Below are 15,913 nucleotides of genomic sequence, written 5' to 3' on the forward strand. Positions count from 1 at the left end.
TGAGCCGAAAGTATTCCTCCCGCTCAGCCCGGAGCTTCTTCGCCCCCTGCGCCTTGCGCACCTTGCGGATCTCGAAGTCCATCGCATCCCCTGAAGTGGGGTGTTGCAACGAACCCTAGAACCCAAGCCTGGTGCGTACGGGGCCTTCGCGTGCCCTTGGCCGGGCCCCAGGGGGCCGCACGGTTCGGTAGGGTGTCCGGGCGGTGGCCGCAACCGAGCCACCGGACGAACATCGGCACCACCTCGCCGCCGGGCCGGCGGAGAGCTGAAACGCCTGCGGATCCGGCGCACGACCCTGACGAGAGTCCTCTCAGGAGGGCGACCGGCGGTGAAGCAGGAACCTTCACGGGCGACCGTGAGGACCCCCCTCGCTCCCGGAGGGGGAGGATGTCCATGGCCTGCTGACAACGAGGAAGAAGAATCCCGTGCGCATCGCCGTCACCGGCTCCATCGCCACAGACCACCTGATGACGTTCCCCGGCAGCTTCGGCGATCAGCTCATCGCCGAGCAACTCGACCGGGTGTCACTGTCGTTCCTGGTCGACGATCTGCAGATCCGGCGCGGAGGATGCGCCGCCAACATCGCCTTCGGCATGGCCTGTCTCGGCCTGAAGCCCTATCTCGTGGGCGCCGTCGGCAACGACTTCGCCGACTACCGGTCCTGGCTGGAGCGCCACGGCGTCGACTGCGACTCGGTGCACGTCTCCGAGACCCAGCACACCGCGCGATTCCTGTGCACCACCGACAAGCACCACAACCAGATCGCCTCCTTCTACACCGGGGCGATGGCCGAGGCGCGGCTCATCGAGCTGCAGCCGGTCGCCGACCGGGTGGGCGGGCTCGACCTGGTGCTCGTCGGCCCCAACGACCCCGACGGCATGCTGCGCCACACCGACGAGTGCCGCCACCGCGGTATCCCGTTCGCCGCCGACATCTCCCAGCAGCTCGCCCGCATGGAGGACGAGCAGATCCGCCAGCTCGTCGACGGGGCCGCCTACCTCTTCTCCAACGACTACGAGAAGGGCCTCATCGAGCAGAAGACCGGCTGGAGCGACGAGGAGATCCTCGACCGCGTCGGCGTCCGCGTCACCACGCTCGGGCCCAAGGGCGCCGTCATCGACCGCAAGGGCGAGCCGTCCATCGCCGTCGCCCCCGCCCCCGAGCGCGGAAAGGCCGACCCGACCGGCGTCGGCGACGCCTTCCGGGCCGGCTTCCTCGCGGGCCTGGCCTGGGACCTGTCCCTGGAGCGGTGCGGCCAGATCGGCAACCTGACCGCCACGCACGTGCTGGAGCGCGTCGGCGGCCAGGAGTACGAGCTGGGGCAGCGGGCGTTCATGGAGCGCTTCAGCTCCGCCTACGGCGCCGAGGCGGCCGCCGAGATCGCCCCGCACATCCGCTGCTACCACCCCTGATCCCGGGCCCGGGCAGGCCCCGCCCGGCGGCGGGGCCGCTCAGGACCGCGCGTAGACGCGGTGCACGAACTCGGCGAGCTGGTCGTCGGGCAGGTGCCTGGCCAGGTCGGCCTCGGTGATCATGCCGACGATGCGGTTGTCGTGCATCACCGGCAGCCGCTTGATCTGGTGCTCCTCCATGCGCGCCAGCGCCTCTTCCACGGTGGCGTCGGCGGCCACCCACACCAGCCCGGTCGCCAGGTCACCGGCCCGCACCTTGGCGGGGTCGTGGCCCGCCGCCACGCACTTGATGACGATGTCGCGGTCGGTGATGATGCCGCTCACGCGGTCGTCGGTGCACACCGGCAGCGCCCCGACCCCCATGTCACGCATCATCTGCGAGGCGCGGTCGAGCGTCTCGTGAGCCTGGATGCACTCCGCGCCCGGATTCATGAGGTCGCGAGCAGTCTGATCGGTCATGTCTCTTTCCCCCGGATATCGGTGCTTTCCGGGGGCCCTACCCAGTTCGGGCGTCAGTAGTTACGCCGTACGTGAATCGCCCAGCCCCCCTGCGGAAGCTCGTACGAGCCCACGTGGCGGTGCGACTTGAGCCGGCACCACGCGGGCACGTCGGTGAACGCGGCGGGGTCGTCGGCCAGCACGGCCACCACCGCGTTGAGCGGGATGTGGTTGATCTGCTCGGCGAGCATGATGATCGGGATCGGGCACTTCTTCCCGAGCGCGTCGATCGTCAATGCCGGCTGAGTGGCCTCGGTCATGAGACTCCTGCGTCGTGGCGGATCCGGCTCACCAGCTCGGGCAGCACGGCGAGGAACCTGTCGACCTCGGCCGCCGAAGCGCCCCTGGGCAGTGACACCCGGACATTCCCGTGCGTCAGCACGCCCATCGCTTCCAGGACGTGCGATGGACGAAGCGTACTAGCGGTGCACGAACTGCCGGACGACACGGCGAACCCGGCCTTGTCCAGCTCCGCCAGCAGCGCCTCGCCGTCGACGTACAGGCAGGAGAACGTGACGATGTGCGGCGCCCGCTCGACCGGGTCGCCGATCACCTCCACGTCCGGCACGACCTTGGGCACGGTCTCGCGGATCTTGTCGACCAGGGCCGACAGCCTGGAGCGCTCCCGCGACGCCTCGGCCGCCATCGCGCGCAGCGCCGCGGCGGCGGCCACGATGCCCGGCACGTTCTCGAACCCGGGCACCCGGCGGCGCTCGCGCTCGTCCTCCGGCACGAACGAGCGGAACCGGGTGCCCTTGCGCACGGCCAGCACGCCCACCCCGGGCGGCCCGCCCCACTTGTGGGCGCTGGCCGTCAGCACCGACCAGCCCGGCGGCACCGGCATCCGGCCCGCCGTCTGGGCCGCGTCGACCAGCAGCGGCACCCCGTTGCGCCGGCACGCCGCGGCGGCCTCGGCCACCGGCTGGAGCGTGCCGACCTCGTGGTTGGCCGTCTGCAGGCAGGCCAGCGCGGTGTCCGGCCTGGCCACGGCCTCGGTGAAGGCCGCCAGGTCGACCCGGCCCATCAGATCCACGCCCACCGTCTCGACCGTGCCGCCGTCGCGCTCGTGCAGCGCGGCGGCGTGCAGGACGCTGGAGTGTTCGACGGCACTGGTCACCAGATGTCGGCCGACTCGGCGTCTGCCCTGTATTGTGCCGAGCACGCCGAGATGCACGGCCTGCGTGCCGGACGAGGTGAACGACACCTCGTCGGGGCGCGCGCCCAGCGCCTCGGCCACCTCCGTGCGAGCCTGCTCCAGCAGCAGGTGGGCACGGCGGGCCTGGCCATAGAGTCTCGCGGGGTCGGCCCAGCCGACGTCGATCGCCGCCAGGAGCGCTTCGCGCGCCTGAGGGTGAAGCGGTTCGGTCGAGGCCGCGTCAAAGTACGCCACGAGACCTATCGTCCCATCCGCGGCGCGCCACCGAGGGGGCGCGCGGAAGGGCGAGGCCCTTGCACGCTAATGTGTCTGCAATCAGCTGTGCATCTGGAAATACGAGCGCTCAGGAGAAGACTCCTGGGCTTCATCTGTGGGGTAGGCGATCCGTGAGTCCGACCCGCCGTACGACGCGGCGTTCGTTGGCCCGGCGTAGAGTGCCGCGCGCCGCCGCTTTGGCGTTGCTTCTGGCCTCCGCTACGGCGTGTGCAAATGACGTTCCCGAGGCCGATTGGTCCCGTGGCCTTCTGCCGGAATCCATCACCACGCAGGGTGACGTCGTCACGAATCTGTGGAACGGGGCGTGGATCGCCGCGCTGGCCACGGGCGCCGTGGTCATCGCCCTGATCGTGTGGGCGTGCATCTTCCACACCAAGCGCAAGGCCAAGGCCGAGCTTCCGCCGCAGGTGCGTTACAACCTGCCGATCGAGATGCTCTACACCCTGGTCCCGCTCGTCATGGTGTCGGTGTTCTTCTTCTTCACCGCGCGCGACAGCGACACGCTCACCAAGGTGTCCGGCAACCCTGACGTCAAGGTCAAGGTCGAGGCGTTCCAGTGGAGCTGGCGCTTCACCACGACCGTCGACGGGAAGACCGGCAAGCCGGTGGTCGGCATGCCGGTCAGCGACTACCAGCAGGGCCCGCAGCTCGTGCTGCCGGTGAACTCCACGGTCGAGTTCGACCTGTTCACCGATGACGTCATCCACTCGTTCTGGGTGCCGAACATGATCTTCAAGCGTGACATCATCCCCGGCATCCCGGACGACAACCCCGGGCGCAAGTTCGAGATCAAGACGCTGGGGGAGACCGGTGTCTACGCCGGACGGTGCGCCGAGCTGTGCGGCGCCGACCACAGTCGCATGCTCTTCTCGGTGAAGCTCGTCAGCCAGGATGAGTTCAAGTCGTACATCGCGTCCAACCAGGCTGGGAGTGCCCAGTGACCGCCATCCATGAACCACTCGTGACGAGTGCCCCCCGGCCCGTGACGAAGGGTCAGGTGATCGCCAAGTGGCTGTCCTCCACCGATCACAAGATCATCGGACACCTCTACCTGATCACCTCGTTCGTGTTCTTCCTGATCGGCGGCATCATGGCGCTGGTCATGCGGGCCGAGCTGGCGCAGCCGGGGCTGCAGTTCACCAGTAACGAGCAGTTCAACCAGCTGTTCACCATGCACGGCACGATCATGCTGCTGATGTTCGCGACGCCGCTGTTCGCCGGCTTCGCCAACGAGCTGATGCCGCTGCAGATCGGCGCGCCCGACGTGGCGTTCCCGCGCCTCAACATGGTCAGCTACTGGCTCTACCTGTTCGGCAGCATCATCGCCGTCTCCGGCTTCTTCACCCCGGAGGGCGCGGCCGCGTTCGGCTGGTTCGCCTACACGCCACTGTCCAACGCGATCAGCTCGCCGGGCATCGGCGGTGACCTGTGGATCATGGGTCTGGCGCTGAGCGGCCTGGGCACCATCCTCGGCTCGGTCAACTTCATCACCACGATCATCTGCATGCGGGCGCCCGGCCTGACCATGTTCCGCATGCCGATCTTCACCTGGAACGTGCTGCTGACCAGCATGCTCGTGCTGATGGCCTTCCCGGTGCTGGCCGCCGCGCTGCTCGCCCTGGAGGCCGACCGCAAGTTCGGCACCCACATCTTCTCGTCGGACAACGGCGGGCCGATGCTCTGGCAGCACCTGTTCTGGTTCTTCGGCCATCCAGAGGTCTACATCATCGCCTTGCCGTTCTTCGGCATCGTGACCGAGATCCTGCCGGTCTTCAGCCGCAAGCCGATCTTCGGCTACATCAGCCTGGTGGGCGCCACGATCTCCATCGCGGGCCTCTCCATCACGGTCTGGGCGCACCACATGTTCCCGACCGGGCAGGTGCTCCTCCCGTTCTTCTCGTTCATGACGTTCCTCATCGCGGTGCCGACGGGCGTGAAGTTCTTCAACTGGGTCGGCACGATGTGGCGAGGGCATCTCAGCTTCGAGTCGCCCATGCTGTTCTCCATCGGCTTCCTGGTGACGTTCCTGCTGGGCGGCCTGACGGGCGTCATCCTGGCCTCGCCGCCGCTCGACTTCCACATCAGCGACACGTACTTCGTGGTGGCGCACTTCCACTACGTCGTGTTCGGCACCGTGGTGTTCGCGATGTTCGCCGGGTTCTTCTTCTGGTGGCCCAAGTTCACCGGCAAGATGCTCGACGACAAGCTCGGCAAGCTCCAGTTCTGGCTGCTGTTCGTCGGCTTCCACGCCACGTTCCTCATCCAGCACTGGCTCGGCGTGCTCGGCTTCCCGCGCCGCTACGCCGACTACAGCCCGGCTGACGGCTTCACCGACCTGAACATGATCTCGTCGGTCGGCGCGTTCGTGCTGGGCGCCTCGACGCTGCCGTTCTTCTACAACGTCTGGAAGACCTGGCGCACCGCGCCCAAGGTCACCGTGGACGACCCGTGGGGCTACGGCGGCTCGCTCGAATGGGCGACCTCCTGCCCGCCGCCGCGGCACAACTTCACCTCGCTGCCGCCCATCCGGTCCGAGCGCCCCGCGTTCGACCTGAAGTACCCGCACACGTCCGCGAAGCCCGCCAAGGAGGTTGAGGACTGATGAAGGTCCAGGGTTGGCTGTTCCTCCTGTGCGGCCTGTTCTTCGCCGGCGTCGACGTCGCCTACTGGTTCTGGACCAAGGCGGCCACGGGGCAGGGTGAGCCGGTCGGCACCACCGCGATGGCGATCTCGGTCGGCTTCGCGTTCATGATCGGCTACTACCTGATGTTCACGGCCAAGCGCATCGGCGCCCAGCCGGAGGACAACAAGCAGGCCGACATCAGCGACGGGGCCGGCGAGATCGGCTTCTTCAGCCCCAGCAGCTGGTGGCCGCTGTTCGTCTGCCTGGCGGCGGCCTTCGCCTTCGCCGGGTTCGTCATCGGCCTGTGGATGTTCATCATCGGCGTGTTCCTGGTCATCATGGCGATGATCGGATTCGTCTTCCAGTACTACCGGGGCCACTTCTCGCACTGAGCGACCCCGCCGGGCGGGCGCCCCTCCTTTTCGGGAGGGACGCCCGCTTTTTGGCGTTCTTTACCGGGGGGCGGATGTGGTGATTCGATCACTCAGGGTAATAAGGGAGGTGAATCTGCTCTACTCGGACGGGGGAGTACTCGTGGGGCGCGTTGCGTATCGAACAGCCGGCCTGCTGGCACTGGCGCTGCTGACGGCCTGCTCGACGAGCAGCGCCGCCGACGAGGAGAAGGCCGCCAAGGCGCCCGACGCCACCGTGACGATGTACCCGCACGACAGGGCCGCCAACGTGCCGACCGACCAGACCGTCGTCGTGGCGGCCCAGGCGGGCACGCTCAAGAGCGTCACCGTGCGCGGCAAGGACGGCGCCCTGCCGGGCACGCTCAGCGCCGACCGCACCCGCTGGCGCAGCACCGCCACCGCCCGCCCCGGCACCACGTACACGATCACCTCCGTCGTCGCCAACGCCGACGGCAAGGAGTCCGAGCAGAAGAGCACGTTCTCCACGGTCAAGGCGGTCAAGACGTTCGACATCGAGCGCATCACCCCGAACCGGGACGACACCGGCCTCACCGTCGGCGTCGGCATGCCCATCATGATCGCCTTCGACCAGCCGATCACCGACCGCGTCTCCGTCGAGCGCAACCTGCTCGTCCGCAGTTCCAAGCCCGTCGAGGGGGCCTGGCACTGGTTCGACGACCGCCACGTCGACTTCCGGCCGCGCGAGTACTGGCCCGCCCGCACCGACGTCCGCGTCGAGGCCAACCTCGCGGGCGTACGGGGCGGCAACGGCCTGTACGGCAAGCGCGACCTGGCGCTCGACTTCAGGATCGGCCGCTCCCAGATCACCAAGGGCAGCACCGACGAGCACGTCCTGCACGTCAGGCGCGACGGCAAGAAGATCCGCGAGATGCCGATGAGCGCCGGACAGGGCGGCCAGTGGAAGTACTACACGACCTCCGGCATCCACCTGGCCATGTCCCGCGAACCGGTCACCATCATGATCTCGCCCGGCATCGGGCCCGGCTCGCCCGGCTACTACCGGATGACCGTCTACAACACCGTCCGCATCTCCAACAGCGGCGAGTACGTGCACAGCGCGCCCTGGTCGGTGGGCTCCCAGGGCAACTCCAACGTCAGCCACGGCTGCGTGAACATCAGCCCGGACAACGCGGCCTGGTTCATCAAGAACACGCTGATCGGCGACCCCATCGTCATCACCGGGTCGCCGCGCAAGCTGGAGCCGACCAACGGGTGGGGGCACTGGCAGGAGAGCTGGAAGCAGTGGCTCAGGTGGAGCTCCCTGAAGGCGGGCCCCACCCTGGCCTTCTCCTGACGCCTCCGGCCGGGCCCCGGGCCCTTGCACGCCCGTACGAGCGCGCCCCGGAGCCTGAAGGGCGGCAGAGCCCCCTGAGGGCCTGGACGAGGGTCAGCGGGCGGGGAAGGCGCTGCTGACGGCGATCCAGTTGTCGAGCGTCCGGGCGGCCTGCCCGGAGTCGACGGCCTGCACGGCGCGCGAGTAGGCGTCGATCATGGCGGAGTCGAGGTCGTCGCCGGGGCCGTCGAGGGCCACGAGGGCGGCGGCGGTGTTGAGGAGGACGGCGTCGCGCACCGGCCCGGTCTTGCCGCCGACGAGGTCGTGCACCGCCTGGGCGTTGAAGGCGACGTCGCCGCCGCGCAGGGCGCCGACCTCGGCGCGCGGGATGCCGAGGACCGCCGGGTCGAACGTCGTTCGGGTGGCGGCGCCGTCGTGGACCGTCCAGACCGTCGAGGTGGTGGCGATGGTGAGCTCGTCGAGGCCGTCGTCGCCGCGGAAGACCAGGGCGGACACGCCGCGCTCGGCGAAGACGCCGGCCAGGACCGGCAGCATGTTGGCGTCGTAGACGCCGATGGCCTGCGCGGAGGGGCGGGCCGGGTTGGTGAGCGGGCCGAGGAAGTTGAAGACCGTGGGGACGCCGATCTCCTTGCGCGTCGGCCCGGCGAAGCGGAGCGCGGGGTGGTAGACGGGCGCGAAGCAGAAGGCGATGCCGGCCTCGGCGGCCACCCGGGCGGTCTGCTCGGGGGTGAGGTCGAGGCGGATGCCGAGGTGCTCCAGGACGTCGGCGGCGCCGCAGGAGGAGGAGGCGGCGCGGTTGCCGTGCTTGACGACGCGGGCGCCGGCGGCGGCGGCGACGATGGCGGCCATGGTGGACACGTTGACGGTGTGGGCGCGGTCGCCGCCGGTGCCGACGACGTCGACGACGGGGCCTTCGACGTGGAGCGGGGTGGCGAGCTCGAGCATGGTGCGGGCCAGCCCGACCACCTCGGCCACGGTCTCGCCCTTGGCGCGCAGCGCGATCACGAACCCGGCGATCTGCGAGGGCGTCGCCGAGCCGGACATGATCTCCCGCATGGCCCAGGCGGCCTCGTCGGCCGTGAGGTGCTCGCCGGACAGGAGAGCGGAGAGCAGCGCCGGCCAGGTCGTCCGCGAGTCCACGGTAGGCACCTACTTAGCGTTGAGTCGGCTGGAGGAGCGGCGGCGCATCAGGCCGGCCACGGCGTCGGCGAGCGCGATGGGCTCGAGGGGCTGCGGGACGACGGCGTCGGCCTTGGACCATTCGGCCAGCCAGCGGTCGTCGCGCCTGGCGATGATCAGGCAGATGGGAGGGCAGTCGTAGACCTCGTCCTTGGCCTGACGGGCGACGCCCATGCCGCCGGCGGGCTGGGTCTCGCCGTCGAGCACGGCCACGTCGATCTCGCCGGAGGCGAGCCACTGGTGGACCTTGGGCTCGGTGGCGCACTCCACGATCTCCACGAAGGGGACGTCAGCAGCCGGCCGCCGCCCGATGGCCTGCCGGACCTCTTCACGGGTGGCGGCGTCGTCGCTGTAGACGAGGACCCTCATCGTGTCGTCGGTGCTCACGGTCGCGCTCACTATCGGTCGTAGCGGTATGGTCACCTGGGATCGTACCGGTGGTGTGGTGTGGAAGCCCAGGCTGGCACCTCTTGTGGGTGTTTTGTGGCAATTATCCCAGCTTGGCTCCCGGTTTGTACCCGCTAACGGGGGGTCGTGCGCCGGACCGACCACCGGAGCCGCAATAATGCTGCCCGTGGCGACAGCATCCGCAATAACTTCGACGACGACAGCCCAGCCGTACCGACGACCGAACCTGGTCAGCGTCGGGACGATCGTCTGGCTGTCCTCTGAGCTCATGTTCTTCGCGGCGCTGTTCGCGATGTACTTCACCATCCGGTCGGTGAGCCTCGGCCAAGGTCTCGAGTGGGGTCCCGCGCTCCTGCAGCAGGGCGCCTCGAGCGAGCACGCGGCTCACCTGAACATCCCGTTCGCGACGGCCAACACGATCATCCTGGTTCTGTCGAGTGTGACGTGCCAGCTCGGCGTGTGGGCCGCGGAGAAGGGGCAGGTCGGCAAGCTCCGGTTCTGGTACTTCGTCAGCTTCCTCATGGGCTCCGTCTTCATCGCGGGCCAGCTGTACGAGTACATGGAGCTCGCGAGCGAGGGCGCGACCCTGTCCGCCAACGCCTACACCTCGGTGTTCTACCTCACGACAGGCTTCCACGGCCTGCACGTGACCGGTGGACTGATCGCGTTCCTGTTCATGCTGGGACGTACGTACGCCGCGAAGCGCTTCACGCATGAGCAGGCCACCAGTGCGATCGTCGTGTCCTATTACTGGCACTTCGTGGACGTCGTCTGGATCGGCCTTTTCGCGACCATCTACATCATTCAGTAAGGAACGGGATCTCTGTGACTAGGATCACCGCATGGCGGCGGCATCCGCTCGCGAGATACGCCGTCCTGATCCTGGCGTTGGCGCTGGTCGGGACGGTATATGCCACGTTTGTGCAGGTGAGCAGGCCCGCTGACGCGGCACTCGCGGCGGGCAAGGTCGACGACGTGGCGGAGGGCAAGAGCCTCTTCGAGGCCCACTGCTCCAGCTGCCACGGGCTCAACGCGCAGGGCACGGCGACAGGGCCGACGCTCATCGGCGTGGGCGCCGCGGCGGTCGACTTCCAGATGAGCACCGGCCGCATGCCGGCCTCCGACCCGGGCGCCCAGGTGCCGCGCAAGCCGCTGCCCGACTGGGTGAAGAAGAACCCGGACGCGATCCGGCAGATCTCCGCCTACGTGCAGTCGCTCGGCGGCGGCCCGCAGGTGCCGGGCAAGGAGCAGGTCGACCCCAAGCTCGGCGACGCGGCCAAGGGCGGTGAGCTGTTCCGCGCCAACTGCATCCAGTGCCACAACTGGGCGGGCGCCGGCGGCGCGCTGACGCGCGGCAAGTACGCGCCCAACCTCAACGAGGCCACCCCCGAGCAGATCTACGAGGCCATGGTGACCGGTCCCCAGGCGATGCCGGTCTTCAACGACTCGACGATCACGCCCGAAGAGAAGCGCAACATGATCGCCTACATCACCCAGGTCCGCGAGCAGAAGGATCCCGGAGGTTTCGGCCTCGGGCGCATCGGCCCGGTCACCGAAGGCCTCGTCGTGTGGATCGTGGGCATCCTGGCCCTGGTCCTCGCCTCCATCTGGATCACCGCGAAGAAGCGACAGAAGTCATGACAGACAACGAGCACGAGATCGAGCAGCCGGACGAGCGCGTCCCCAAGCGCGTCATCGGCACCCCCGCGCCGGGCACCTCGCTGCTCGGCGACCAGCCCGAGGCCGCCGCCGCCGCGACGGCCGGCGGCGAGACTCCCGGCGTCACCCTGCAGGACGAGCAGAAGGCGCGCAAGGCGGAGAGGATCGTGTCGCTCTGCTTCCTGATCACCTTCGCCGCCGGCATCGCCTTCCTCATCTTCTACGTGATCCTCCCGGTGGGCAGCCCGGAGGCGACGGGCCTGTCCAACCTGGCGCTCGGCGGCACGCTCACGCTGGCCGTGCTGGGCCTGGCGGTCGGCATCGTGGTCTGGGTCCGCCAGATCATGCCGAAGTACTCCCTGGTCCAGGACCGCCACGACATGGTCTCCGCCAAGGAGGACCGGGCCGTCGTGGCCGAGACGTTCCTCCAGGGCGCCAACGAGAGCGGCTTCGTCAAGCGCAAGATGCTGCGCCGCACGCTGCTGCTCGGCGCCGCGCCGCTCGGCCTGATCCCGCTGATCCTGCTGCGCGACCTGGACAACAACGACATGCCGGCGTCGCAGTTCCACAACGAGCTGCGCCACACGGTGTGGGGCGAGAAGACCAAGGAGGGCAAGAACCTCCGCCTGGTCGTCGAGGGCACCGGCCAGCCGATCCGCGCGGCCGACTTCAACTCGCCCGGCGGCATCCTGTCGGTGGTGCCCGAGGGCTACGAGCACGACCTGACCGTGCTCGCCAAGGCCACGCTGATCCTGATCAAGTTCCGGCCCGAGGAGATCAAGTCGGGCACCAACAAGAACTGGACGCACGACGGGATCGTGGCCTACTCGAAGATCTGCACGCACGTGGGCTGCCCGGCGGCCCTGTACGAGCAGACGACCCACCACATCCTGTGCCCGTGTCACCAGTCGACCTTCGACGCCGCCGACGGCGCCAAGGTGATCTTCGGTCCGGCCGCGCGGCCGCTGCCGCAGCTGCCGATCTCGGTCGACGACCAGGGCTACCTCATCGCGCAGGGTGACTTCGCGGTGCCGGTCGGTCCCAGCTTCTGGGAGCGTGGCGACGCCGAGGCCGCTGTCCGGGCCAAGGGAGGCCAGGCATGAGTGACGACCTGAACAAGGTGCCCAAGGCCATCGCCGGCACATCCAGCGTCCTGGACGAGCGGCTGGGCGGGGCCAACTTCCTCAAGCGCAACATGCGCAAGATCTTCCCTGACCACTGGTCGTTCCTGCTGGGGGAGATCGCCCTCTACGCGTTCATCATCCTGCTGCTCACCGGTACGTTCCTGACGTTCTGGTTCCAGCCGGGCATGGGACACGTGATCTACGAGGGTTCGTACGCCCCGCTCAAGGGCGTCATGATGTCGGAGGCCTACGCGTCGGCGCTGAACATCAGCTTCGACGTCCGGGGTGGACTGCTCATGAGGCAGATGCACCACTGGGCGGCCCTGCTCTTCGTCGCGGGCATGATGGTGCACATGCTCCGGGTGTTCTTCACCGGCGCCTACCGCAAGCCGCGCGAGATCAACTGGATCATCGGCATCCTGCTGCTGACGCTGGCCCTCGCCGAGGGCCTGACGGGCTACTCCCTGCCCGACGACCTGCTCTCCGGCGCCGGTCTGCGGATCACCCAGGGTGTGGCGATCTCGCTGCCGCTGGTCGGCACGTACATCTCGTTCTTCCTGTTCGGCGGCGAGTACCCGGGCGAGGACGTCATCGCGCGCTTCTACTCGCTGCACATCCTGCTCATCCCCGGCATCCTGCTGGCGCTCGTCACCGCCCACATGGTGCTCATGTGGGTGCAGAAGCACACGCAGATGCCCGGCAAGGGCCGCACCAACAAGAACGTGGTGGGCGCGCCGTTCTACCCGGCCTTCATGGCCAAGGCGGGCGCGTACTTCCTGTTCACGCTGGCCGTGGTCGCGGGGCTGGGCACGTTCGCGCAGATCAACCCGATCTGGATCTTCGGCCCGTACACGCCGGCCGACATCTCGGCGGGTTCGCAGCCTGACTGGTACATGGGCTTCCTCGAAGGCTCGCTGCGCCTGATGCCGGCGTGGGAGATCAACCTGTTCGGCACGGCCCAGGCGGGCACGCTGCCGCTCAGCGTGATCATCCCGGCCCTGGTGCCGCTCGGACTGGTCATGACGGGCCTGGCGCTCTATCCGTTCCTCGAACGGTGGATCACCGGCGACCACCGCGAGCACCACGTGGCCGACCGTCCGCGCAACAACCCGCACCGCACCTCGATCGGCATGTCCGCCATCGTGTTCTACGGCGTGCTGTGGCTGCTGGGCGCCAACGACGAACTGTCGGCGTTCTTCCACATCAACCTGAACATGACCACGTACGTGGGCCGGGCGCTCATCTTCGTGGGGCCGGCGCTGGCCTACATCATCACCTACCGCATCTGCCTGGGCCTGCAGCGTTCCGACGCCGCGGTGATCAGCCACGGTGTGGAGTCGGGTGTGATCAAGCGTCTGCCGCACGGCGAGTTCATCGAGGTCCACACCCCTCCGGCGGAGGACATCGCGGCGCACATGCGCGGCAAGGAAGCCGTCCCGATGCTCCCGGTGGACGAGGACACCTCGGGCATCCCGCCCAAGGGCATGCGCGGGCCGCTCGGCAAGCTGCGCGGCCGCATGTCCAAGGCGTACGGCGGGGAGAAGATCCCGCTGGACGAGGGGCACGAGCACGGCCACGAGGACGAGCACGCGGCGGTGGGCCCGGGCGAGGACAAGTCGCTCACCCACTGACACACCGCTGGACACACCGCTGACGGACAGGCCCGGACTTCGCGAGAGGTCCGGGCCTGTCCCGTTCCCGGGGGCTCGCGGAGGCTCCGGGAACGCGAAAGCCCCCGCCGCGGGCGGGGGCTCCGGTGAGGTGAGGGGCGGGACGGGTCAGTCGGCCTCGTGCAGGCCGATGGAGAACGCCGCGTCGAGGTCGTGCTTGGAGTAGGCGCGGAAGGCGATGTGGGTCTCCGTCTGGAGCACGCCGGGGACCTTGTTGAGCCGGCCCGGGACGACCTCGGCGATCTGCTCGTAGGCCGCCACGCGGACCATCGCCAGCAGGTCGTAGTCGCCGGTGATGGAGTAGACCTCGCTGACGCCGTCGATCTCGGCGATCTGCGCCGCAACCTCCGGAATCCGGTCGACCTCGGCGTTGATGTGAACGATAGCCGTGACCATGTGCCAACTGTATCGAATCACAGGCCGCGATAGGCCAGGTCGATGCGGGCCTTGTGGCGGGCGGCGCCGTGGGCGGGCAGGCTCCACTGCCCGTCGACCTCCACCAGCCGCACGCCCGGCGACTCCAGCCAGCGCAGGATGCACTCGGTCTCCTCGGCGCTGGCCGCGTGGACTGGCCCGGGGCCGGGGATGACCGCCTCGGCGGTGGCGGTGAGCGAGGCCACGAACGGCTTGGGGTGGGCGCCGCGCGGCATGACGGCGGCGGCGGCGAGCCGCCCGTAGCGCACGACGTGCATCTCCCAGCCGCCGTCGAACGCCGGGCTGGCGGCCACCAGGTGGGGGATGCTGGTGATCGAGGTGAGCCGCTGCATGCGGGCGGCGGCGCGGACGAATGCGGCCAGCCGGTCGCGGTCGACGGAGGCCTCCTCGTAGCGCTGCTCGACCGACAGGCGCTCCATGCGGGCCGAGACGGCGGAGAAGACCGGCGAGGCGTCGAGCGTCATGGCCCGGCGCGCGGTCTCGACGTGGACGGCGTAGTCGGCCTGCGACTGCTTGCCCTCGCACGGCGCGCCGCAACGGCCCATCTCGTGCAGCACGCAGGCCGAGCGCCGGGTGCGCAGGCTGATCGGCTGGGTGCACTGGCGCAGCGGCACCGCCTCGTGCAGCGCGATGCGGGCCTCGTCGGCGAGCCGGGTGCTGGAGAACGGGCCGAGGTAGGAGGCGCCGTCGTCCTTCAGGTCGCGCACGATCGACAGGCGCGGGAACGGCTCGCCGGCGAGCTTGAGCCAGACGACCTTCTCCGGGAAGCGGGAGCGGCGGTTGTAGCGCGGTTTGGCGCCGCCGATCAGGCGCAGCTCCCTGACCTCGGCCTCCAGCGCGGTGGCGCAGACGATGTGGCGGACCCGCTCGGCGATGCCGATCATCTCGCGGATGCGCGGCCTGGTCTCGCTCGCGGTGAAGTAGGAGCGCACGCGGTTGCGCAGGTTGGTGGACTTGCCGATGTAGAGGACCTCGCCGCGCTCGTCCTCGAACATGTAGACGCCGGGGGCGTGCGGCACCGACTCGGCCAGGTGACGCTTGCGCTGCTGCTCGGGCGTGGGGGCGCGGACGAACGACTTGAGCTCTTCGAGGGTGTGGACCTGGAAGGAGCCGGCCCGCTCGATGAGGCCGTGGAGCACGTCGACGGTGGCCCTGGCGTCCTGGAGGGCGCGGTGGCACGGCTCGGTGGCGCTGCGGAAGAACCGGGCCAGCGTGGACAGCTTGGCGTTGGGCGTCTCGTCGCGGGTCAGCACCCGGCGGGCCAGGTCGACGGTGTCGACCACCGGGTTGACCGGCGGGGGATAGCCGTGGGCGGCGCAGGCGGCCTTGACGAAGCGGGTGTCGAAGCTCGCGTTGTGGGCGACCAGCGTGGCGCCCTTGATGAACTCCAGGAAGCTCGGCAGCACCGACTCGATGCGCGGCGCGGCCACCACCATGGCGTCGGTGATGCCGGTCAGCACGGAGATGAACGGCGGGATCGGCCCGCCGGGATCGACCAGGGTGGAGAACTCGCCGAGCACCTCGCCCGCCCGCACCTTGACCGCCCCGATCTCGGTGATCATGTGCTCGGCCGGCGAGCCGCCGGTGGTCTCGAGGTCGAACACCACGAACGTGACGTCGCTCAGCGGGGTGCCGAGCTCGTCGAGAGTGCCTTGTACCGGGTCCACGAACCAAGACCATAGAGACGGGCACCGACAGATACGGATCCGAACGAATAACTATTGCGCTTGATCCTTAGTTAGTCT

At 68.9% G+C, this 15,913-nt stretch carries 16 protein-coding genes; 9 read left to right on the forward strand and 7 right to left on the reverse strand.

Features of this window, described 5'->3' with window-relative positions:
- Positions 1-425: 425 nt before the first annotated feature.
- Positions 426-1,412, forward strand: a complete 987-nt coding sequence (locus KME80_RS35095) for a carbohydrate kinase family protein (RefSeq protein ID WP_219511133.1) — start codon at positions 426-428, stop codon at positions 1,410-1,412.
- Between the two features lie 39 nt (positions 1,413-1,451).
- Here the strand turns inward: KME80_RS35095 and KME80_RS35100 are convergent, their stop codons facing one another.
- The 3 genes from KME80_RS35100 to KME80_RS35110 are packed head-to-tail and all read right to left on the reverse strand — an operon-like array spanning position 1,452 to position 3,300.
- Positions 1,452-1,871, reverse strand: coding sequence for a CBS domain-containing protein (locus KME80_RS35100; protein WP_219511134.1), 420 nt, complete (start codon positions 1,869-1,871; stop codon positions 1,452-1,454).
- A 53-nt stretch (positions 1,872-1,924) separates the two neighbouring features.
- Positions 1,925-2,170, reverse strand: a complete 246-nt coding sequence (locus KME80_RS35105) for a sulfurtransferase TusA family protein (protein ID WP_049566388.1) — start codon at positions 2,168-2,170, stop codon at positions 1,925-1,927.
- The gene (locus KME80_RS35110) at positions 2,167-3,300 is read right to left on the reverse strand and encodes a cysteine desulfurase family protein (protein ID WP_219511136.1); all 1,134 of its coding nucleotides are present in this window, start codon (positions 3,298-3,300) and stop codon (positions 2,167-2,169) included. The genes KME80_RS35105 and KME80_RS35110 overlap by 4 nt, the downstream gene beginning before the upstream one ends.
- Before the next feature lie 200 nt (positions 3,301-3,500).
- Between KME80_RS35110 and ctaC the strand changes: the two genes are divergently transcribed.
- The 4 genes from ctaC (at position 3,501) to KME80_RS35130 (ending at position 7,693) form a co-directional block, all read left to right on the forward strand.
- Positions 3,501-4,283, forward strand: coding sequence for an aa3-type cytochrome oxidase subunit II (gene ctaC, locus KME80_RS35115; RefSeq protein WP_443681638.1), 783 nt, complete (start codon positions 3,501-3,503; stop codon positions 4,281-4,283).
- Complete coding sequence (gene ctaD / locus KME80_RS35120) at positions 4,280-5,944, forward strand: aa3-type cytochrome oxidase subunit I (RefSeq protein WP_219511140.1); 1,665 nt, start codon at positions 4,280-4,282, stop codon at positions 5,942-5,944. Before ctaC ends, ctaD begins: the two co-directional genes overlap by 4 nt.
- The gene (locus KME80_RS35125) at positions 5,944-6,357 is read left to right on the forward strand and encodes a cytochrome c oxidase subunit 4 (protein ID WP_219511142.1); all 414 of its coding nucleotides are present in this window, start codon (positions 5,944-5,946) and stop codon (positions 6,355-6,357) included. Before ctaD ends, KME80_RS35125 begins: the two co-directional genes overlap by 1 nt.
- Before the next feature lie 142 nt (positions 6,358-6,499).
- Positions 6,500-7,693 carry a L,D-transpeptidase gene (locus KME80_RS35130; RefSeq protein WP_219511143.1) on the forward strand — a complete coding sequence of 398 codons (1,194 nt, stop codon included), beginning with the start codon at positions 6,500-6,502 and terminating at the stop codon, positions 7,691-7,693.
- A gap of 93 nt (positions 7,694-7,786) precedes the next feature.
- Here KME80_RS35130 and trpD read toward each other — a convergent pair whose 3' ends face one another.
- The gene (gene trpD, locus KME80_RS35135) at positions 7,787-8,833 is read right to left on the reverse strand and encodes an anthranilate phosphoribosyltransferase (protein ID WP_219511145.1); all 1,047 of its coding nucleotides are present in this window, start codon (positions 8,831-8,833) and stop codon (positions 7,787-7,789) included.
- Positions 8,834-8,842: 9 nt separating this feature from the next.
- Positions 8,843-9,241: a response regulator transcription factor gene (locus KME80_RS35140; protein ID WP_219511207.1), complete on the reverse strand. Its 399-nt coding sequence runs from the start codon at positions 9,239-9,241 to the stop codon at positions 8,843-8,845.
- Between the two features lie 196 nt (positions 9,242-9,437).
- Between KME80_RS35140 and ctaE the strand changes: the two genes are divergently transcribed.
- The 4 genes from ctaE to qcrB are packed head-to-tail and all read left to right on the forward strand — an operon-like array spanning position 9,438 to position 13,694.
- A complete protein-coding gene (gene ctaE / locus KME80_RS35145) occupies positions 9,438-10,091 on the forward strand; it encodes an aa3-type cytochrome oxidase subunit III (RefSeq protein ID WP_219511148.1) in 654 nt (217 codons plus the stop codon).
- Positions 10,092-10,105: 14 nt separating this feature from the next.
- Positions 10,106-10,921: a cytochrome bc1 complex diheme cytochrome c subunit gene (gene qcrC, locus KME80_RS35150; RefSeq protein ID WP_219511150.1), complete on the forward strand. Its 816-nt coding sequence runs from the start codon at positions 10,106-10,108 to the stop codon at positions 10,919-10,921.
- A complete protein-coding gene (gene qcrA, locus KME80_RS35155) occupies positions 10,918-12,042 on the forward strand; it encodes a cytochrome bc1 complex Rieske iron-sulfur subunit (protein ID WP_219511152.1) in 1,125 nt (374 codons plus the stop codon). The genes qcrC and qcrA overlap by 4 nt, the downstream gene beginning before the upstream one ends.
- Positions 12,039-13,694 (forward strand): cytochrome bc1 complex cytochrome b subunit, encoded by a 1,656-nt coding sequence (gene qcrB, locus KME80_RS35160; RefSeq protein ID WP_219511153.1) that lies wholly within the window; start codon positions 12,039-12,041, stop codon positions 13,692-13,694. The genes qcrA and qcrB overlap by 4 nt, the downstream gene beginning before the upstream one ends.
- Positions 13,695-13,841: 147 nt before the next feature.
- Here qcrB and KME80_RS35165 read toward each other — a convergent pair whose 3' ends face one another.
- Both KME80_RS35165 and KME80_RS35170 read right to left on the reverse strand, forming a co-directional pair.
- Positions 13,842-14,129 carry an Lrp/AsnC family transcriptional regulator gene (locus tag KME80_RS35165; protein ID WP_219511155.1) on the reverse strand — a complete coding sequence of 96 codons (288 nt, stop codon included), beginning with the start codon at positions 14,127-14,129 and terminating at the stop codon, positions 13,842-13,844.
- A 17-nt stretch (positions 14,130-14,146) separates the two neighbouring features.
- Positions 14,147-15,835, reverse strand: coding sequence for a DEDD exonuclease domain-containing protein (locus KME80_RS35170; protein ID WP_219511157.1), 1,689 nt, complete (start codon positions 15,833-15,835; stop codon positions 14,147-14,149).
- Positions 15,836-15,913: the final 78 nt, after the last annotated feature.

It is taken from the genome of Nonomuraea ceibae (genome assembly GCF_019396325.1).
Lineage (GTDB): Bacteria > Actinomycetota > Actinomycetes > Streptosporangiales > Streptosporangiaceae > Nonomuraea > Nonomuraea ceibae.